The sequence below is a fragment of the Endozoicomonas sp. genome (assembly GCF_965196975.1).
In the GTDB taxonomy this organism is placed as follows: domain Bacteria; phylum Pseudomonadota; class Gammaproteobacteria; order Pseudomonadales; family Endozoicomonadaceae; genus Endozoicomonas.
The window spans coordinates 1155905-1174483 of record NZ_OZ239981.1; the positions used below are offsets into that span (position 1 = coordinate 1155905).

Sequence of the window (18579 nt, forward strand, 5' to 3'; positions counted from 1 at the left end):
TCGCACTCCAGACAACCGGGAGTGATTAAACTCCCGGCCTATCATTCAAAGCTGATTATAACTATTGATCATCTGCTGTATCTCACCAGACTGGTGCATCTTTTTCAGTTCGTTATTCAGCTGAGAAACAATGGTGGGGTCAGTGCCTTTGTGCATGGCCAGCCACAGAGAGCTTTCACTGAAGGTGTGAATGGGTTTGACCGGCATATTAAAATTGGATGCGGTGTAAGGCCCGGTCAATGAGCTGGAAGCCCAGAGTTCAATCTTGCCTAATTTCAGTTTAACAACATTGACGGCATCACTTTTCGCCGGCACGACGTTAATTTTGTTTTCTATCAGATGGTCCGTGATGGCATCAAATTCATAGGAGCCTACCTGAAACTGTTTCAAATCATCCAGTGAGTTGATTGTTACTTCGCTGTCCTGAGGCGCAAGAATCACCCAGTCCTCTTCGTAAAGGGGGCCTACCCACTGGAAGCTCTCCTCACGTTCGGGGGTTCTGAACGTAGAATAAACACCAAAACCTGACGTGTCCCTGGCACTGTTGTAGGCTTCATCCCAGTCACTCATCAAGGTGAAATCCACGTCATACCCTGTGGAGGCAAACAGTTTGCGCATGATATCAGTGGCAAAGCCTGAGACCCGATCATTTCGGGCATAAGAGGTGCCATTATTGGTCATGTTCAGGGGGGGGAAGTTTTCAGTGACCAGGTGGAAACTGGTGGTTTGAGCATTGCCGGTTAATGAAAACAGCAGCAAGAACAAAAATGGAATACGACGAAACTTCATTGCGATCCCTACAGCTTAAAATATTGTTCGATGATTTATTGCAGGATAATTGTAAGCGAAAGGGATGATCAGTGAAAACCGTATAAGCAGTTTCGGTAATATTTATAGTCCATATTAGTCTTTGTAGTTATAAACGCTCGAACTTATAGTGCATCGTACAAAGCTATGGACTGATGGGATAAATAATGAATCTGGAGATGATGAATCAGGAACTGTCTACACTGAACCCGCAGATGATCGTTCAGTGGGCGGTTCAGCGTGCAGGGAAACCTGTTCTGACCACAAACTTCGGGCCGCATGAAGCTGCCATTATCCATATGGCAACCCAGGTCAAGCCGGATATCCCGGTAGTCTGGATTGATTCTGGTTATGGTACCGAAGCGACTTACCGTTTTGCTAATCAGCTGATTCAACGCTTGAATCTCAATATTCAGGTCTTTCATCCGGAATACAGCCGTGGCTATCGCGACGCGATTTATGGCGGCGTACCTGAGGTTGATACGGCGGAACACGATGAATTTACCCGTCAGGTAAAGCTTGAGCCTTTTGCCCGTGCCATGAAGGAATCAGCTCCGGATTACTGGTTGACTGCAATTCGCAAGGACCAGACTGAATTCCGCCAGAACCTCGACGTGGTCAGTCTGACAAAAGATGGCTACTATCGAGTAGCGCCATTACTGAACTGGACAGAGCTGGATGTGGAGGAATACCTGGTCACCCACGATCTGCCGATAGAAGAAGATTATTATGACCCAACGAAAGTCTATGGGCATCGTGAGTGTGGGCTTCATACCTCCGTGTCCGGTTAAAAGGGCCGGTCGCACGCTTATGAAGCGTGCTTGTTTCATGTGGGTATAAAAGCCCTGGACTGCAGAATCATCAAATAGCTCTGATACCTTGATGATTCTCTATTAAGTAATGGGTGTGCTCGCGACAGAGCACCACGCCTGAAGATGACCATCCTCTGTACCGTGCTACTTTCAAAAAATTTACTTTTTACTACCGCCGCGGCAATCTGGAGTTTCTGGTGCTGACTGGTTTCTTGCCTGCCACTCGGCAGGCGTATAGGTGTGAAGTGCGAGAGCGTGAATCTGTTCTCTTAATTCCTCTGCCAGCAGGCCATAGATCATCTGATGCCGTTTAACGGGCAGCTTTCCCTGAAATGCTCCACTGACGATGACCACTTTAAAATGTGATTCTGCGCCAGGAGGTGTATTGTGCAAATGACTCTCGTTGGTTACATCAATAAACTCATTTTGTAAGGAGTCATTGAGCTTGTTGATGATATTCTCTCTCATTCCCATATATCACCTCTGTGATCCTGCCTACTATTAAAATGACAAGGCACTGGCCTGATTCATTGCTCATTCGAGACGCGATATAACGCTTATCTTTCCGGCTGCTGACCATTCATTTTGTTGTTGATGGATGATTTTTTTTCATGGTCTATGCTCATACCACCCTGGACACAAGCGCTCTGTAATACGTGCTTTCAGGCTATACGACGAAGTTCTTCTTTTACGTCCAACAAGGGGATAGAACTCATGGAGTATCCGGAAAAAAGTTTTGCTGAAAGATCAGCAAAATTTGCTATGACAGCTCTTGCAGCAGCGGTAATTATGACAGCCTCGTCCAGTATTGCCCATGCAAAAAAAGCAGAAGCTTTCGTCGCAGACTCAGAGAGTATTGTGCCACAGGAATCTAATCAACTCCCTGAAAAAAATACCAGTGAAAGTAATAATAGAGAACAAAACCGCACGCCAAAAGAGTCCGATGTTTCTAAAGACTTTAAATTATACCGTCAGGTTGCTGGACTTGGCCTTTCTGGTTCCTTACCTGGGAAGGAATTCAAAGGCAGCGATCCTCGAGAAAGAAGTCTCAACCCTGATGATCAGACCAGTAATCAGAGGGAAGACAATGTACCTTTCCAGAGAGAGTCGGCAGAAGAATTAACAGAGGATGACATAATAGCGGATAAATCAGAGTTGACTCAGATACCGGGTCGGGGTTCGCTTACTGAAAAAGAGCGGGGTTGGATTCTACGAGCGATGGAAAGAAGGAGGGCGAGGGAGAGAGTCAGAGGAGGGGGGGGATTGGAAGATGATGGTAGCTTTTTTGAAGAAGAGCATATTGGATCGGAAAGTCCATTTGGAGAGGAGGTAGCCCTGGTCGAGGAGAAAACCAGGCTTGAAAAGGAGAAACAGGAGTCACTGAGGTTGGCGGAAGAAAAACGTCTGGCAGAAGAGAAAACCAGGCTTGAAAAGAAGAAGCAGGAGTCGCTGAGACTGGCGGAAGAAAAACGTCTGGCAGAAGAGAAAACCAGGCTTGAAAAGAAGAAGCAGGAGTCGCTGAGACTGGCGGAAGAAAAGCGTCAGGCTGAGGAGAAAGTCAGGCTTGAAAAGCAGAAACAGGAATCATTGAGACTGGCGGAAGAAAAGCGTCAGGCTGAGGAGAAAGCCAGGCTTGAAAAGCAGAAACAGGAATCGCTGAGGCTGGCGGAAGAAAAGCGTCAGGCTGAGGAGAAAGCCAGGCTTGAAAAGCAGAAAAATGAATCACTGAAACTGGCGGAAGAAAAGCGTTTGTCTGAGGAAAAAGCCAGGGTTGCAAAGCGGAAGCAGGAGTCACTGAGGCTGGCGGAAGAAAAACGCCTGGCCGAGGAAAAAGCCAGAGTTGCAAAGCAGAAGCAGGAGTCACTGAGGCTGGCGGAAGAAAAACGCCTGGCCGAGGAGAAAGCCAGAGTTGTAAGACAGAGACAGGAGTCACTGAAACTGGCGGAGGAAAAACGCCTGGCCGAAGAAAAAGCCCGCCTTGAAAAGCAAAAGCAGGAATCGCTGAGGTTGGCAGAGGAAAAACGTCTGGCTGAAGAGAAAGCCAATCTTGAGAAGAAGGAACAGGATTCACTGGCACAGGCTGAAGAAGAGCGACGGGCGAAAGAAAAAGCGCAGTTTATCAGGGAGAAGTATGAGGTATTAAAGCAGGCAGACGAAAAACGCATAGCCGAGGAGCAGGCATCGCGGCAGGATGAGGAAAAACGCTCGCTTGAAGATAAGAAGCGACTTGAGAATCGTAAGCAGGAAGCTCTGGTACTGATGGAGAAAAAACGAAAAGCTGATGAGAAGGCAAAGACTGAAAAGGAGAAGCAGGACGTATTGACGTCAGATGAGGAAAATAAAAAAGCAGAACAAGAGGAAGGAGAGAGTAAGAAAGAAGAAAAAAGGCTGGTGTTGGTAGAACCGGAACGTAAAGCAGTCACAAAGGTTAAAAAGCAGAAATCAGAAACGCCTGAATCCGTTAAAGCTCAGCGTAAAGCCGATACGAACGTGAAAAAAAAGAAAACAGAGGTGACTAAAAAAGACGAAACCAAGCGAAAAACGGATGTAAAAGCCAAAACAGAAAAGGCCAAAGCTCAGAAGCAATCGGGTGAACAGCGCAAGCCCGTTAAAAAAGCATCAGCAGAAAAGCAGAAGAAAGGCGTAGCCAGTGTTGATAAAGGTAAGCGTAAGGCGGAAGACCAGTCGAAGACGATAAAGCAGAAAGTCGATAAGCCAAAAACCGCAAAAGAAAAACAGAAGGTGGATAAGAGCGTAGCAGCGACGGCTGACATGAAAAAAGCAGCGGTGGTATTAACGCTGGCAGAAAGGTTGCGCCTCGCTGAGGAAAGGCAGAGAGTCTCGCTTGAGAGCAGGGTTGGGGAGAGCAGCCCGGCATTAGCACCAGGGCAAAACGATCTGCCCACTGGACAGGACCATCATGAAAGCAATACAAAATCCGTTCTGGATATTCTGCCAAGTCGCCCCGTTACTTTTCAAATAGCCTCACCCGACGAAGACCCTAAAATCACCAATTTTGATCCAGCCATTACTCGGCGGTTCAAGGTTGCTGGGTCTTACTTGGACAAGGGGGAGCATGGCAATAACATCATCAAGGATAACCAGGGAAGAGAGTTCTTGAATGTCATGGCGTTCTGGGACGTTCTGGTAGAGCCTCAGAGTAATGAAGAGAACCATTACTATGGCAGTATTCAGTTTCCTCTGGGCAGCCGGCATCCCGCAATTATCAAAAGTATAAAGTCAGGTGATGCGCTGGCCGAAGGTTGCCGGGCTAATGAAGTGGTGGTATTGAAAGGCTTTGAGACAGAAGGCATAGATTACCGGAGCGGACTGGTGGATGCCTACCTTGCCCACTCCGTGGAAATGCCGGACGGTACCCTTGCGTTTCAGGAAGTGGTTCACCAACCTTCTTTCAGCCTGATCAATGTTGAAACCGGTTGTATGCCCCGCGATCTGTTTTCCAGAAGCGATGTTGACCCGGAAAAAATGGGGCATGACAAAACCCTGCATGCTTTGCCGGTGAGGGAGTAAGTTAACGCCCCTGGGAGGCTATCGGCTTAATCGTCCGGAGCGAAAACTGGGGGGTGCTCTCTCTGAATGATTGAAACAATAGTGCTCTATTTTCACAGCTACTATGGGAACACCACTCATAATAGTTAACTGTCATGCCCGCTTCTGTTATTTCCAGCTCTACCAAAAGCATCGTTTTGCAAATTGAAGTTTCTATAGATTCAGGCAACATGCTGAATCTTGAAGATAGTTTACAGCGTGCACTCAATGAAGCCGGGCAGCTTGGAACAAAAGAGTTATTGGGGCTATTTGAATCACCCAATAAAGAACCTATCGTCGTTAATCAGCAGAAGTGGAACTACAAAGGAAAGGTTCTTAAGCACTATGAAACCTTATACGGTCGTATACCTTTGGAGCGCTCCGTATATCAGGGTGTCAGAGGTGGCAGTACTCTGGCAGCACTTGATCTTCGTGCCGGTATTATTGGTTCAGCTACCCCCAAATTTGCCAAGTCTATCGCCTGGAAATACAGCCAGATGCCAGCGCCTGCGGTAAAAGAAGATTTTGAGACCAACCATCAAAGGACGCTTTCAAATTCTTATATCAAGCATTTATCGGACAGAGTAGGTGCATTAATTGAAGACCAGCAAGACACTCACTACCACCTTCCTCCACTAAAAGAGCCTGTTGAAACAATAGCCATTGGTCTGGATGGAACCTGCATGCTGCTTTGTGAAGAAGGCTGGAGGGAAGCCATGTGTGGGACATTGAGCCTATATTCTGCAGATGGAGACAGGCTCCACACGATATATACAGCCAGTTCGCCAGAGTATGGTAAACAAAGCTTTATGAGCAAGCTCGACGAGGAGATTGCAGATCTAAAACGACTCTACCCAAATGCCACATACATCGGGGTAGCTGACGGGGCTAGAGAAAACTGGAGTTATTTGAAACAACATACCTCTGGGCAGATACTCGATTTTTATCATGCATCTGAATATTTAGCTGGAGCAGCGGAAGCACTGTTTCCAACCAGTAAGGCGAAGCGACACCAGTGGCTTGAAGACAGGCTACATAGTTTGAAAAACAAGCGTGGAGCAGCCAAAAAAATCCTTCAGGAAATTGAATCAGCCGAGCTCCCGAAAAAGACAATCGCACTGACAGAGAAGCGCTACAAAGCTGTGAGCTATTTTACAAACAATCACCAGTTAATGAATTATCATCAGGCGCTTAAACGCCATTGGCCAATAGGTTCAGGAGTTACTGAAGCGGCTTGTAAGACTCTGGTAAAGCAACGATTATGTGGTTCTGGAATGAGGTGGAAAGCAACAGGAGCGGAAGTGCTTTTGACAACAAGAGCACTGATCCAGAGTAAGGGGCGCTGGGAACAACTTTGGTCTGAGTTCATGACTGGAAAGGTTGAAGCTAACCTATGAGTCAGTTATCAAATTGAGAGAGCACCCAAACTGGGAGGAATTTGAGTCCAATTTATCGCAACCACCGTAGGATGCTCTTAAGTCCGACAGTCTCCAGACTAACCATTCTTAATCACCATCAGGCGGTCGCCGGTTCTTGCTTCGGAGTGAATCCAGGCGCTGAACGGGCTGCCTCCAGCTGAACGGGTGATGGTGCACTCCAGCGTTTGCAAATCTTCACTAAGGCCGGTAACCGGGTAACGGGCTTCCAAACCTTCATTCGATACCAGGGTAATATGTTCGCCAATAGAAACGTCAAAGGGCAGGCGGGTTGATACTTTAACCGCCACTTCTGTTGAACTGATGGGCTCCAGTTCCGTAAGAATGCCCGGCACTTCATCCCGGGTTGGCAGTGTCAGGCTTAAATCGCCAGTTACTTTCGTCTGGCAGGCGAGAATATACCCTTTTTTGATTTGCTCTGCGGTCAGTAACGACGGGGCTTCTGAAGGTGAACATCCTGCTGTTACCCGTAGCATGCAGGAGTGGCAGACTCCGGCTCTGCAGGAATAGGGCGCCCGGGCATGCTGGCGCAACAGGCCATCCAAAAGGTTCTCGTTCTCATCAAGTGAGTAGCGGTTGCCCTGAAACTGAATCTCCGGCACGGAAAAGCCCCTGATCGTTGCTTTTTATAGTGAATTTGATGTGCAAGTTTACAACCTGCAACGGATAACCACCAAAATAGAATTCTGTTCTTTTTGAGAAAACTTTACCCCTTATGCCGTTAATCAATGTTATTAGCTTTTGGCATTGGTATAATCTATGCCCAATAATAAGAACCCGATGGGGTTTGCCTGCTGTACTGGTCAGGTCTGGCTGCGAAAAAATTTGCGAATTAAAACCGTAGGACAAGGGGTGAAAAACCAATGAGTGTTGTTATTCGGGAAGATGATTTAATTCTGAGTGTTGCGGACGCACTGCAGTTTATTTCCTACTATCATCCCATTGATTTTATTGATGCGGTTTATGAAGCCTACCAGAAAGAAGAGTCCAAGGCGGCGAAAGATGCCATGGCCCAGATTCTGGTGAACTCCAGAATGTGTGCCATGGGCAAGCGTCCTATCTGCCAGGATACCGGTATTGTCACCGTCTTTGTCCGCGTGGGCATGAACGTTCGCTTTGATACCGACCGCTCCGTTGAAGACCTGATCAACGAAGGCGTTCGCCGGGCCTATACCCATCCGGACAACGTACTCCGCGCTTCCGTACTGGCCGATCCGGCCGGTGCCCGCAAAAACACCAAAGACAACACGCCGGCCGTTATCCATATGTCCCTGGTACCGGGCGACACCGTTGAAGTGGAGCTGGCTGCCAAAGGCGGTGGCTCTGAAAACAAATCCAAAATGGTCATGCTCAACCCATCCGACAGCATTGTTGAATGGGTGAAAAAGACCGTGCCAACCATGGGCGCTGGTTGGTGTCCTCCGGGCATGCTGGGTATTGGTATTGGTGGTACTGCGGAAAAAGCCATGCTGATGGCCAAAGAAGCCCTGATGGACCCCATCGACATTCATGAACTCCGTGAGCGCGGCCCACAGAACCGTGTGGAAGAACTGCGCCTGGAAATCATGGATGAAGTGAATAAGCTTGGCATTGGTGCCCAGGGTCTGGGTGGTCTGACCACCGTGCTGGATATCAAGATCAAGGACTACCCAACCCATGCGGCTTCTCTGCCAGTGGCCATGATTCCCAACTGTGCGGCCACCCGCCATGCCCACTTTACGCTGAACGGCAATGGTCCGGTGTATCAGAAAGCACCGAATATTGATGACTACCCGGAAGTCAGCCTGGATATGGGCGAAGGGGTGCGCAAGGTCAATGTCGACAACCTGACCCATGACGACATCAAAAGCTGGCAGCCCGGCGATACCGTGCTGCTCTCCGGCAAAATTCTGACCGGTCGTGACGCTGCCCATAAGCGCATGGTGGATATGATCAACAACGGTGAAGAATTGCCGGTTGATCTGAAAGGACGCTTTATCTACTACGTTGGCCCGGTTGACCCGGTGCGTGATGAAGCCGTTGGCCCGGCTGGCCCAACCACCTCAACCCGAATGGACAAGTTTACCCGTACCATGCTGGAAACGACGGGTCTTGCCGGTATGATCGGTAAGGCAGAACGTGGTCCGGCAGCCATTGAAGCCATTAAGGACAATGAGTCCGTCTACCTGATTGCTGTGGGTGGCGCCGCTTACCTGGTCTCCCAGGCTGTGAAAAAGGCGGAAGTACTGGCCTTCCCGGAACTGGGAATGGAAGCGATCTACGAGTTTGAAGTGGAAGATATGCCGGTAACCGTCGCCGTCGACTGTCGTGGTGAATCGGTACACCAGACTGGCCCACAGATCTGGAAAAAGAAGATCGAAGAGCAGGTGCTGGAGATCAAGTAAGCCAGACCCTTAGCCCTGCGGTAAGAGACAGCAGGGCGCACAGCACCCTTAAGACAATGGCAGCTTATTCGTAAGCTGCCATTTTTTTGGTGGGCAGAAAGCTAGGTAAAAACACCTATAAATTTTAATGGTTCTATAGTACTATTTCGCGCGATGAAAATAGACATGAATAGTCGTTCAATTGGTAACCCTCCTGAGTACTTCTGAAGCTGGCTGAAGGGGCGGTAGCGTTGTTTTTGGTAGTATTAAATATCAGCCTGTCTAATGGGCTCCTGGTCGCATTCCCACCACGGTTGAGTACGTGCGTATAAATCTGGGTTGTCTTGATATCCTTATGGCCCAGCAGCTCCTGCACGGTTCGGATGTCATACCCATCATCCAAAAGGTGGGTAGCAAATGAATGCCGGAAAGTATGGCAACTGCCTTTTTTATGGATTCCTGCTTTTGCAATGGCCTGTTTTACTGCCCTTTGTAAGGTGCTGTCATCCATATGATGGCGCATTTCTTTACCAGAGTAGGGTTCTATGGATCGTTTATAAGAAGCAAAAAGATACTGCCAGTGAAGGCTGAATGCCTCTTTAGGGTATTTTCGAGCCAGGGCATCTGGCATCCAGACTTCACCAAATCCAGCATCCAAATCGGCCTGATGGTAATGTCTGACCTGATTAATACGGCACTTGATACCGTTTATTGAACCGGCAGGTAACATCGTCACTCGGTCTTTCCCTCCTTTGCCGGACCGCACAATGATTATCTGCCTATGGAAATCAATATCTTTAATTCTCAGTCTCAGGCATTCAGACAATCGCAGGCCAGATCCATACAGCAATTTTACCGGTAAAAGATAATGTGGATAGAACTTACGCATTGACAGCTCTGATAAAAGATGGTCTCAGCCAGTCTTTACCATCAGAGAAGCTCTTAATGAAGTCCCAAATAGCATCCTTGAGCGCATCATTCTTAACGCGATAGATGCTACTGAGAGATTCAGATACTTTCTTGGCCTGAAGGCAGGCATACCCAAAGATAGAGGCAAAAATATGGTTCCTGACCTGCTGCTTTCCTCTCACCTGAAAGCGCTCAATACTGCAGAGTTGTTTCAGCGCCCGGTGATACTCTTCGATCGCCCAATGGTGCAGGTGAAGTTCATTAAAGCCTACCTGTGGTGATACCTCTGATCCAGCATGGGGTGTGTAGACGACGTAATGGCGCAGCTCGTTTTTTAGCCGCGTCCGGTACAAACGCACAGAACCAAAATTACGTAGCCAAACGGTTATTCCCTCTTCAGGAATCTCCAGGCTCTGCACTTGTTGGTAGTCACCCTTTTGGATAGAAACAGTACGGTTGCTTTTAACGGCAAACATAAAACCCAGACCGTTGTTTTTCACAGTCTTCAGGTTTGCGGCACTGCTATACCAGGAATCCCCCGTAACAAATGCAGGTCGTAAGCCCCATACAAGTACTTCTTTCAGCATCTCGAGAAAATAATCATTTTTGGACTTTCCGTCCGCAGAGTCATAGATACGGAAATTGACAGGAAGGCTATAGCCTTTGATATCGGTGTAATAGAGCGTTATGAGATTAATGCCCTTGACGGCTTTATGATGCTTGCCCGAGTAATGATAGCCGATGAATGCCGTGTAGTTACTGTACGGCTTATCCAGCACCGTATCATCAACCGATAGCGTGCCCCCATCAAGAATCAGCCTTGCGGCTACTTCCATGAAAAGGTCATTGGGAGCAAAGTCTTCACGTTGTAGAAAACGGTTAACGCTGTGGTGTGACATATCTCCGATCTCACTAAGGCGAGTACAGGTTGCTGATTTCGGCTCACACAATAGAAACCCTGTATATTTCGGCAAATCACACCCAGCTGTTGTAGGTCTTGTTATCTTTCTACGCACGACGACATCCGCTATTTTTTGCTGATCTAGCAATTTTTACAGCTGCCTGTCAATGCGAAAGTCCTAGTGGATTAATCACCTGAAAAATGTTTTGGATTTCATCACGTTCAAAGACCACAGGGATTTTGGGCGGCTTTCTGGCGCGAGTGGTTTTGGTGACATCTCCCAAAGGTTGTTGTAGCACTTGTGTATATAAAAAGTTAAGGGCATTGAGTGCCTGATTTTGCGTTGATGCTGAAACTTGTTTTTGGACCGCCAGATAAGTCAGAAACTGGATGACGTGATCTGGAGTGAGATCACCTGGATATTTTAACTGGTGGTAGCGGATAAAATAACGAATCCAATAGCAATACGCCTGTTCTGTTCGGTAACTGTAACGCCTGACACGCAATGTATCGCGCACTTTTTGCATAAATTGGGAAGGCATATGGATATCCTGAATACTGTTTTTTTATACAGTATTTTTGGCGAATATTGAGATAATGCAAATATCTTATGTGAGAAATATTGAGAGGGCTGATTGGAAATTAAGTGTTTGTTATTAATATTCAATGGGTTAAACGAATTTCAATGTCCAGGTAATATGACTCATGTGAGTACATAAGAAAGGCCATTGGATAATATCTCTTAACTGAGTTCAATAACCAATATTACTCAGTTGAGGTCTAATAGCTGTTATGAGGCTAAATCATAGATTCACAAGATCCATTTTTATCTATGAAAGAGTTAAGTTGCTCACCTTTATTATATCTAGTCTTTGATAAAATACTGATGATTGTAATGGACAACTGATAAGGCAATCACTGCAGTTAATAAAAAATGCAAATGTTAAATGTATTTAAAAATAAAATAAGGTTGATGTATGGAGTTTAAGTCAGAGTTTGTAGAGCATGTGATATTTCCAATTCTTGGGATAACTCTTGGTCTTGGATCAATAACGTGGTTTTATCAATTAAGTTGCTTTTTTAAATATCTGAAATCAAATCATCCTGAAGTATATAAAATTATGGGTGAGCCTGGATTTATTAAAAATAATAATGTCAGTAACAATATAGCATTACTAAAATTTATATTTGGTCAAAAAGCAAAATCTATCGGTGATCAAGAGCTAGTCAGAAGGTGTAATATACTTTCAGTTTTAATTTTTTCACTCATTAGTACTTTTATGTTTTCTACCATTTTTATTTGGTTAAGTGCAAAAGCCTCATAACAAAAAAATCAAGTTCGTTCCGCTGCTTTGCAGCTCCACCGGACGCCGTCTGCGCCGGCGCCGCTTATTTTGGCGTTATGTTTCTAAACGAGAATTATGAGTAATCATCAACACTATATTGCTGGCAGGAATACTATCCGTGACTGGCAACACCAAAAAATGAAACTTGAGCAAAACAGCTCTCCTGATATTTGGAGTGAAACATATGAAGGTTATTTCAAACCAAGATTAGAACTACGTTACTTACACCCTATTAAAATTCTTAAAGAACATGGTACCTTTCAAGGTGAAGGGTTTTCCATTATGACTATCTTGTGTTCACTCATAGAGTTTTTAGAGTCTTCATATCAAGGAAAAAGTTACAAGTTCCTAAAAAATGGAGAAAAACTTGGCGAGTATGAATACTCATCTAGCAAAGCTATCTTCAAAAGCTTTCTGACAAAAAGATCACCATTTTCAGCTGAATTTTCCGATGACCTTGCTGAAGAGTTTTATTCAAGTATTCGGTGTGGTCTACTACACGAAGCTTCTACAAAAAAAGGATGGAGAATTTGGGCACAATCACCAAATGGCAAAATAATCCAAGAAGATACGAAAATTGTTTATCGCGATATGTTTGAGAAATCAATTAAATCTTTTATTCTAAACTATGGTAATGAACTTGCAAGCGATCAAAACTTGCAAAAAGCATTCATCAGAAAGCTTGATACCCTATAAAAGAAACATAACAAAAACTTCCAGTTCGTTCCGGGGCTACGCCCCTCCACCCGACGCGCCTTCGGCGCGCGGCTGAACTTGGCGTTATAAGGTCGAGTTACCCACGAATACTGGACACTTCATTAAGTTAGATTATCTTCTAACGATGAGGTGAGTCATGAGTAAACACAGACATCCTGCTTATACTGAAGAATTCCGCAAAGAAGCCGTTCGCATGGCGGGATTACCTGATAGAAAAGCTTCAGAGGTTGCTGAACAGCTTGGGATCAGTGTTCAGCAGATCTATAACTGGAAACGACAGTTTTCCCGTCTTTCAGAAAAACAGTTCAATTCACTTGAAGGTGTCGACTATTCTCGCAAAGAATCCGATGAGGTAAAAAACCTCAAACGTGAGAACCACCGCCTCAAGCAGGAGAATGAGTTTCTAAAAAAGGTGTCTGCGTACTTCGCGAAACACCAAGAGTGAAGTACGCCCTGATTGCCAGATATCGCGGTTGCTACTCTCTGGTGTTGATGTGTCGCGTTCTGAGCGTCTCTCGTTCTGGGTTCTATTATTGGCAGATGTCCGGTGAAAGCGTACGAAAGCAGCGCTCGGATAAGATCAAAACAGCCATTGTTAATACGTTTAAGGTTTTCAAAGCTCGCTACGGTGCACCCAGGATCACACAGGAGCTGAAAGCCTCAGGAACACAATGTTGCTTGAATATGGTTGCCCGGCTGATGAAACAGGTTGGGCTCAAGGCGCGTAATGGACGCGCATTTAAATATTCGCCCAGTGCTGAAGCGCTGTACGGTGTTGCTGAAAATCGCTTGCGCCGCTGCTTTCAGGCCGATAAGCCAAACCAGAAGTGGACAACTGATATCACCTATATCCGGGTAAAAAGCCGATGGTTGTATCTCGCAACTGTGATGGATCTTTATTCTCGCCGGATCATCGGCTGGGCTTTAGATACCACCATGGTTGAGTCGTTGGTCACCCGGGCACTTGAGATGGCTTTTGCCCAGCGATCAACAGAGCCTGGGCTGCTTATCCATTCAGATCGTGGTGTTCAATATCGGGCTACTCGTTACCAGAGTTTGATTCGGCGATATGGTGGAGAGCCCAGTATGAGCAGACCTGGTAACTGCTGGGATAATGCAGCTATGGAGTCATTCTTTAGCCGGTTAAAAGTTGAATTAGTTTATGCCGAACGATTTCAGAGTATTGAAGAAGCCAGATCTGGAATCTTTGAATACATCGAAATATTTTATAACCGAATCAGACGGCATTCATCACTGGGATATTTAAGTCCTGTTGAGTTTGAGCGTAGAAACCAACAATAGGTGTCCACTTTTCGTGGGTAACACCAAAGGCTTAGTCAACAGAGAGCAGTATGAAAATATTTTTTACAACTTTGTTAATGTTTTTTGCCAGCAACACCTTGGCTAATGGGAGCTACGTTGATAAGTGGCAGTGGAATAATGGGCCTGAATGTGCAGTCTATTTTAATCCTAGCGACGAACCCATGCTAAAAGAATACTGGGATGGAAATGGGGAGCCACCAATAAGTATCAGTGATGCAAGGAAGTTAGTTTTAAACTGGGTCAAAGAAGAATATCAAGGAGAAATTTCTCCAAGTATTGTTAGCTATAATCTGACTTCATACCATGCGAAAGGCATGAAAACTAATCATTGGCTTTATAATATTCGCTACGTAAAATTCCGGAATGGTATTCCTGATAAGGATTTTAACGAAAATATTGTAGTTCTCATGGATGGTGCCATCCTCAGTAAACAGTGCAATCAATAAGCCTTATAACAAGTGGCGCCACAATCGCAGCCTTCGGCTGCTGGACTCGCAACTGCGTTGCTCTCGCGTGCGCCAAGCGTTATGCGCTTTAGGGATCGATGATAGAACTAATTTCAATTTTCATGAGCTACGGAATTGTTGCGCTGATAATTCTTGCTGTTATTCCTAAGTGGGTCGTCTTATCCACCGAATCTGAAAATGACCCCGATCACATCTATTCCATCTTCATGGAAGAGGCCGGGTATCGAGGCCATAAGGTTCTCTCTGCATCAGGTTGCTTGTTCCCGTTTATCGAACTCACCAAAACGTCAAATGAAATAGAAGGTTTAGCCTTGGCCGGTTTAATTGGTGTTGTGTGTTTCTTTTATCACTCAACAGTTTATAAAGGTTACCCTGTCTTCAACAAAAAACTGAAAATAGCATTAGTCGTTCTGTTAACTGCTCTGGTTTTGGTAAGCCTTCTTACAAGGTTTAGCTTTATTTCATCAAGCGTATTTATATTTATAATGGTCTCTTCTGGTGTTGCTTGGGGTGGCTTTGCAGTCTACAAGCGTTCAGAATTAATACGCATAACCAGACGCTCAAGCGGGTGCTCTCTCTGAATGATTGAAACAATAGTGCTCTATTTTCACAGCTACTATGGGAACACCACTCATAATAGTTAACTGTCATGCCCGCTTCTGTTATTTCCAGCTCTACCAAAAGCATCGTTTTGCAAATTGAAGTTTCTATAGATTCAGGCAACATGCTGAATCTTGAAGATAGTTTACAGCGTGCACTCAATGAAGCCGGGCAGCTTGGAACAAAAGAGTTATTGGGGCTATTTGAATCACCCAATAAAGAACCTATCGTCGTTAATCAGCAGAAGTGGAACTACAAAGGAAAGGTTCTTAAGCACTATGAAACCTTATACGGTCGTATACCTTTGGAGCGCTCCGTATATCAGGGTGTCAGAGGTGGCAGTACTCTGGCAGCACTTGATCTTCGTGCCGGTATTATTGGTTCAGCTACCCCCAAATTTGCCAAGTCTATCGCCTGGAAATACAGCCAGATGCCAGCGCCTGCGGTAAAAGAAGATTTTGAGACCAACCATCAAAGGACGCTTTCAAATTCTTATATCAAGCATTTATCGGACAGAGTAGGTGCATTAATTGAAGACCAGCAAGACACTCACTACCACCTTCCTCCACTAAAAGAGCCTGTTGAAACAATAGCCATTGGTCTGGATGGAACCTGCATGCTGCTTTGTGAAGAAGGCTGGAGGGAAGCCATGTGTGGGACATTGAGCCTATATTCTGCAGATGGAGACAGGCTCCACACGATATATACAGCCAGTTCGCCAGAGTATGGTAAACAAAGCTTTATGAGCAAGCTCGACGAGGAGATTGCAGATCTAAAACGACTCTACCCAAATGCCACATACATCGGGGTAGCTGACGGGGCTAGAGAAAACTGGAGTTATTTGAAACAACATACCTCTGGGCAGATACTCGATTTTTATCATGCATCTGAATATTTAGCTGGAGCAGCGGAAGCACTGTTTCCAACCAGTAAGGCGAAGCGACACCAGTGGCTTGAAGACAGGCTACATAGTTTGAAAAACAAGCGTGGAGCAGCCAAAAAAATCCTTCAGGAAATTGAATCAGCCGAGCTCCCGAAAAAGACAATCGCACTGACAGAGAAGCGCTACAAAGCTGTGAGCTATTTTACAAACAATCACCAGTTAATGAATTATCATCAGGCGCTTAAACGCCATTGGCCAATAGGTTCAGGAGTTACTGAAGCGGCTTGTAAGACTCTGGTAAAGCAACGATTATGTGGTTCTGGAATGAGGTGGAAAGCAACAGGAGCGGAAGTGCTTTTGACAACAAGAGCACTGATCCAGAGTAAGGGGCGCTGGGAACAACTTTGGTCTGAGTTCATGACTGGAAAGGTTGAAGCTAACCTATGAGTCAGTTATCAAATTGAGAGAGCACCCGTTGGAGGTGTCTTCCAATTCTTTCTGTTTCTGTAGGCCTTAACTTGAAATATTTGGCAAGGTCTGTCGTCTACCATTTCTCACCGAAGATAACCCATTGACTGGAGAGTATTCGAGCCTGATTGAATGAAGTCATGTTTCGCCATGTGTTGAGCATCTAGGAATAAACCAGATTTTTTCGTATTTGCTCTCTGTGCTTAAGGCGCACCATTTTCTTAAGTCCTTGCAACTCTGATTTAGTTTATGGTTTCCGGAAGAAGGGAAAATTAATTGTTGAAAAGGTAGTCTAATAATTTATGGGAGCCCTTTCTAACTCCTTTCTAAACTAAATTGCTTTCTAAAGAATCATTCTAATAAGAATCAATAGCCTCTGTGGACAAAAAATAAGAATGGAAACGGTTCTCTATTTCGATATTGATGGCGTATTGCTCAACTACGATGATGAGCCCAAAACCATGCTACTGGATGGCAGGCTGCAGACAAGGCTGAAAGCGTTAAATCTTGACCGCCTGGTCTGTGTTAGTGGGTGGTCGGATATCGTCAATTCCGATGTTCCTCCAAAGCCCCAGAGCATTCAGAAAGAGCGAATTTATGATTTGCTGAAGGCCATTTTCACCGACAGGGCGTGGTTTCTGTATCGTTTGCAGCTGCAGTATAATACCGACCAGCGATGCCAGTACATTAACCTTACTGGGAACTGGTTTTACATGGATGACTGGGCTGATCAGTTTTTTACGGATGCCTACGGTAGCAAGGCTTATTCGCAACATCTTGGTCAGCGTGTGTTGTTAGTAGATCCCCATGCCGCGGGTGAAGATATCCTGAGTTGGCTGGATACACGAGTCGCCAGTCTCTGTAAATACCCTGGTACAGGTTGATGCCAGCATTACCTTCTTTACATGAAGGTTGAAACGCATCGATACCCTCACCATCTATCGCTTCAATCATTTAATAATTACTCAATAGCAGCTATGACAACAGAACAAAAAGAAAAACGGGAAGAAGAGGCAGCAACGGAATCCAAAGAAACAGGGCTTTTGGGGAGAATCGGTTGGAGTCTGGCAATCCCTTGTGTGCTTCCATTTTTCTTCAACCTGGGAGGTAAATATAAGCTCCACTTTGCGGCAGGCATTTTTGCGCTTGGGCTCGGGTATAATATTTATCAGGTGGGTATGTTGAGCTCGGCGAGCGAAACCTACCAGAGAACGGATATCAAAAACGTGCCGTTCCTGTTGAATGAGCGCTTTGTTACCCGGGAGAAGTCCAACTGGGATATATATACCGATAAGAATGCTGAAGAGCAGAGTCTATTGCGGTTTCTTGATTTTGGCGCACTGTTATTATCGCCGATATATGTCGCCTATCGGAATATGGACAAGCTTATGTACTCAGATCAACAGGGCTTTTATTTTGAAGACCGATACCCCGAAGCCTACCGATATTTCTTTGAAGCGAGTTTTTCATTAACGTCAGGCAGTGTTGTCTATTCGAATGACCGGGGGGAAGTAACCGGTGAGTGTGATTTAAGAATTTATGACCTGAAAAAGGGTGACAATTTTATACCCAAAGCCTTTTATGCCGATAGTTATGAGGCCTATGGGGGGCGTGAAGTCTGTGAACACGCATTTGGCGAAAAGCGACATAAAATGGGAGAAGATCATTTTGGCTGGGCAAAGCAGCAACTGGAGTCTGAATTAGCTGAAGTAAGAAAAACCGCGACCTTTCAGCGAGCCGAGAAGTTGCATAAATTAACGGTGGCTTTTGAAAAAATGGAAAATCTGCAGCCGGCCCAAAAGTGATAAAAATAAGGGGGCAGTTTTTTAGAATAAAGGGCTCCCGTAAATTAAACCGGAGTCAGGATGACCGCCGCCCGAAAAAAGCTGATCGGTATAGCCAGTACGCCATACATGCCACTGTATGGCTCGCTGAATTCATCGGGCTTTTATCTGTGGTTATTGTAAGACATTTGAACAGGTCGTAATTACAAGTAAC

At 45.5% G+C, this 18579-nt stretch carries 19 protein-coding genes; 13 read left to right on the forward strand and 6 right to left on the reverse strand.

What is annotated here, in order from left to right:
- Positions 1-45 precede the first annotated feature (45 nt).
- The gene (locus ACOCLE_RS05185; RefSeq protein ID WP_419535797.1) at positions 46-789 is read right to left on the reverse strand and encodes a substrate-binding periplasmic protein; all 744 of its coding nucleotides are present in this window, start codon (positions 787-789) and stop codon (positions 46-48) included.
- 185 nt (positions 790-974) lie between these two features.
- Between ACOCLE_RS05185 and ACOCLE_RS05190 the strand changes: the two genes are divergently transcribed.
- Positions 975-1598, forward strand: a complete 624-nt coding sequence (locus tag ACOCLE_RS05190; protein ID WP_419535798.1) for a phosphoadenosine phosphosulfate reductase family protein — start codon at positions 975-977, stop codon at positions 1596-1598.
- A gap of 180 nt (positions 1599-1778) precedes the next feature.
- Here the strand turns inward: ACOCLE_RS05190 and ACOCLE_RS05195 are convergent, their stop codons facing one another.
- On the reverse strand, positions 1779-2093 hold the full coding sequence (locus ACOCLE_RS05195) for a BolA family protein (protein WP_419535799.1): 315 nt from the start codon (positions 2091-2093) through the stop codon (positions 1779-1781).
- 789 nt (positions 2094-2882) lie between these two features.
- Here ACOCLE_RS05195 and ACOCLE_RS05200 point away from each other — a divergent pair.
- Entirely contained in the window at positions 2883-5150 is a 2268-nt protein-coding gene (locus ACOCLE_RS05200) for a hypothetical protein (RefSeq protein ID WP_419535800.1), read from the forward strand.
- Positions 5151-5284: 134 nt separating this feature from the next.
- Positions 5285-6565: an ISKra4 family transposase gene (locus tag ACOCLE_RS05205; protein WP_419532972.1), complete on the forward strand. Its 1281-nt coding sequence runs from the start codon at positions 5285-5287 to the stop codon at positions 6563-6565.
- A gap of 98 nt (positions 6566-6663) precedes the next feature.
- Here ACOCLE_RS05205 and ACOCLE_RS05210 read toward each other — a convergent pair whose 3' ends face one another.
- Complete coding sequence (locus ACOCLE_RS05210) at positions 6664-7206, reverse strand: 2Fe-2S iron-sulfur cluster-binding protein (RefSeq protein ID WP_419535801.1); 543 nt, start codon at positions 7204-7206, stop codon at positions 6664-6666.
- Positions 7207-7467: 261 nt separating this feature from the next.
- Between ACOCLE_RS05210 and ACOCLE_RS05215 the strand changes: the two genes are divergently transcribed.
- On the forward strand, positions 7468-8988 hold the full coding sequence (locus tag ACOCLE_RS05215) for a fumarate hydratase (protein ID WP_419535802.1): 1521 nt from the start codon (positions 7468-7470) through the stop codon (positions 8986-8988).
- A gap of 133 nt (positions 8989-9121) precedes the next feature.
- On the opposite strand, the gene ACOCLE_RS05220 is transcribed toward ACOCLE_RS05215, so the two are convergent.
- From ACOCLE_RS05220 to ACOCLE_RS05230, 3 genes are read right to left on the reverse strand one after another with little or no spacing between them, the layout of a single operon-like run.
- On the reverse strand, positions 9122-9856 hold the full coding sequence (locus ACOCLE_RS05220) for an integron integrase (RefSeq protein ID WP_419535803.1): 735 nt from the start codon (positions 9854-9856) through the stop codon (positions 9122-9124).
- Positions 9849-10892 (reverse strand): transposase, encoded by a 1044-nt coding sequence (locus ACOCLE_RS05225; protein ID WP_419533005.1) that lies wholly within the window; start codon positions 10890-10892, stop codon positions 9849-9851. The genes ACOCLE_RS05220 and ACOCLE_RS05225 overlap by 8 nt, the downstream gene beginning before the upstream one ends.
- Positions 10893-10941: 49 nt before the next feature.
- A complete protein-coding gene (locus tag ACOCLE_RS05230; RefSeq protein WP_419535804.1) occupies positions 10942-11319 on the reverse strand; it encodes a site-specific integrase in 378 nt (125 codons plus the stop codon).
- A gap of 435 nt (positions 11320-11754) precedes the next feature.
- Between ACOCLE_RS05230 and ACOCLE_RS05235 the strand changes: the two genes are divergently transcribed.
- The 9 genes from ACOCLE_RS05235 (at position 11755) to ACOCLE_RS05275 (ending at position 18386) form a co-directional block, all read left to right on the forward strand.
- Positions 11755-12102: a hypothetical protein gene (locus tag ACOCLE_RS05235; RefSeq protein WP_419535805.1), complete on the forward strand. Its 348-nt coding sequence runs from the start codon at positions 11755-11757 to the stop codon at positions 12100-12102.
- A gap of 96 nt (positions 12103-12198) precedes the next feature.
- A complete protein-coding gene (locus ACOCLE_RS05240) occupies positions 12199-12819 on the forward strand; it encodes a hypothetical protein (RefSeq protein WP_419535806.1) in 621 nt (206 codons plus the stop codon).
- A 157-nt stretch (positions 12820-12976) separates the two neighbouring features.
- Positions 12977-13285, forward strand: coding sequence for a transposase (locus tag ACOCLE_RS05245; RefSeq protein ID WP_419533454.1), 309 nt, complete (start codon positions 12977-12979; stop codon positions 13283-13285).
- Complete coding sequence (locus ACOCLE_RS05250) at positions 13282-14142, forward strand: IS3 family transposase (protein WP_419533453.1); 861 nt, start codon at positions 13282-13284, stop codon at positions 14140-14142. The genes ACOCLE_RS05245 and ACOCLE_RS05250 overlap by 4 nt, the downstream gene beginning before the upstream one ends.
- 50 nt (positions 14143-14192) lie before the next feature.
- Positions 14193-14609 carry a hypothetical protein gene (locus ACOCLE_RS05255; protein ID WP_419535807.1) on the forward strand — a complete coding sequence of 139 codons (417 nt, stop codon included), beginning with the start codon at positions 14193-14195 and terminating at the stop codon, positions 14607-14609.
- Positions 14610-14731: 122 nt separating this feature from the next.
- Positions 14732-15211: a hypothetical protein gene (locus tag ACOCLE_RS05260; RefSeq protein ID WP_419535808.1), complete on the forward strand. Its 480-nt coding sequence runs from the start codon at positions 14732-14734 to the stop codon at positions 15209-15211.
- Between the two features lie 68 nt (positions 15212-15279).
- The gene (locus tag ACOCLE_RS05265) at positions 15280-16560 is read left to right on the forward strand and encodes an ISKra4 family transposase (protein WP_419532972.1); all 1281 of its coding nucleotides are present in this window, start codon (positions 15280-15282) and stop codon (positions 16558-16560) included.
- A gap of 416 nt (positions 16561-16976) precedes the next feature.
- Complete coding sequence (locus ACOCLE_RS05270; protein WP_419535809.1) at positions 16977-17465, forward strand: hypothetical protein; 489 nt, start codon at positions 16977-16979, stop codon at positions 17463-17465.
- A 93-nt stretch (positions 17466-17558) separates the two neighbouring features.
- Positions 17559-18386 (forward strand): hypothetical protein, encoded by an 828-nt coding sequence (locus ACOCLE_RS05275; protein ID WP_419535810.1) that lies wholly within the window; start codon positions 17559-17561, stop codon positions 18384-18386.
- The last annotated feature ends 193 nt before the right edge of the window (positions 18387-18579 follow it).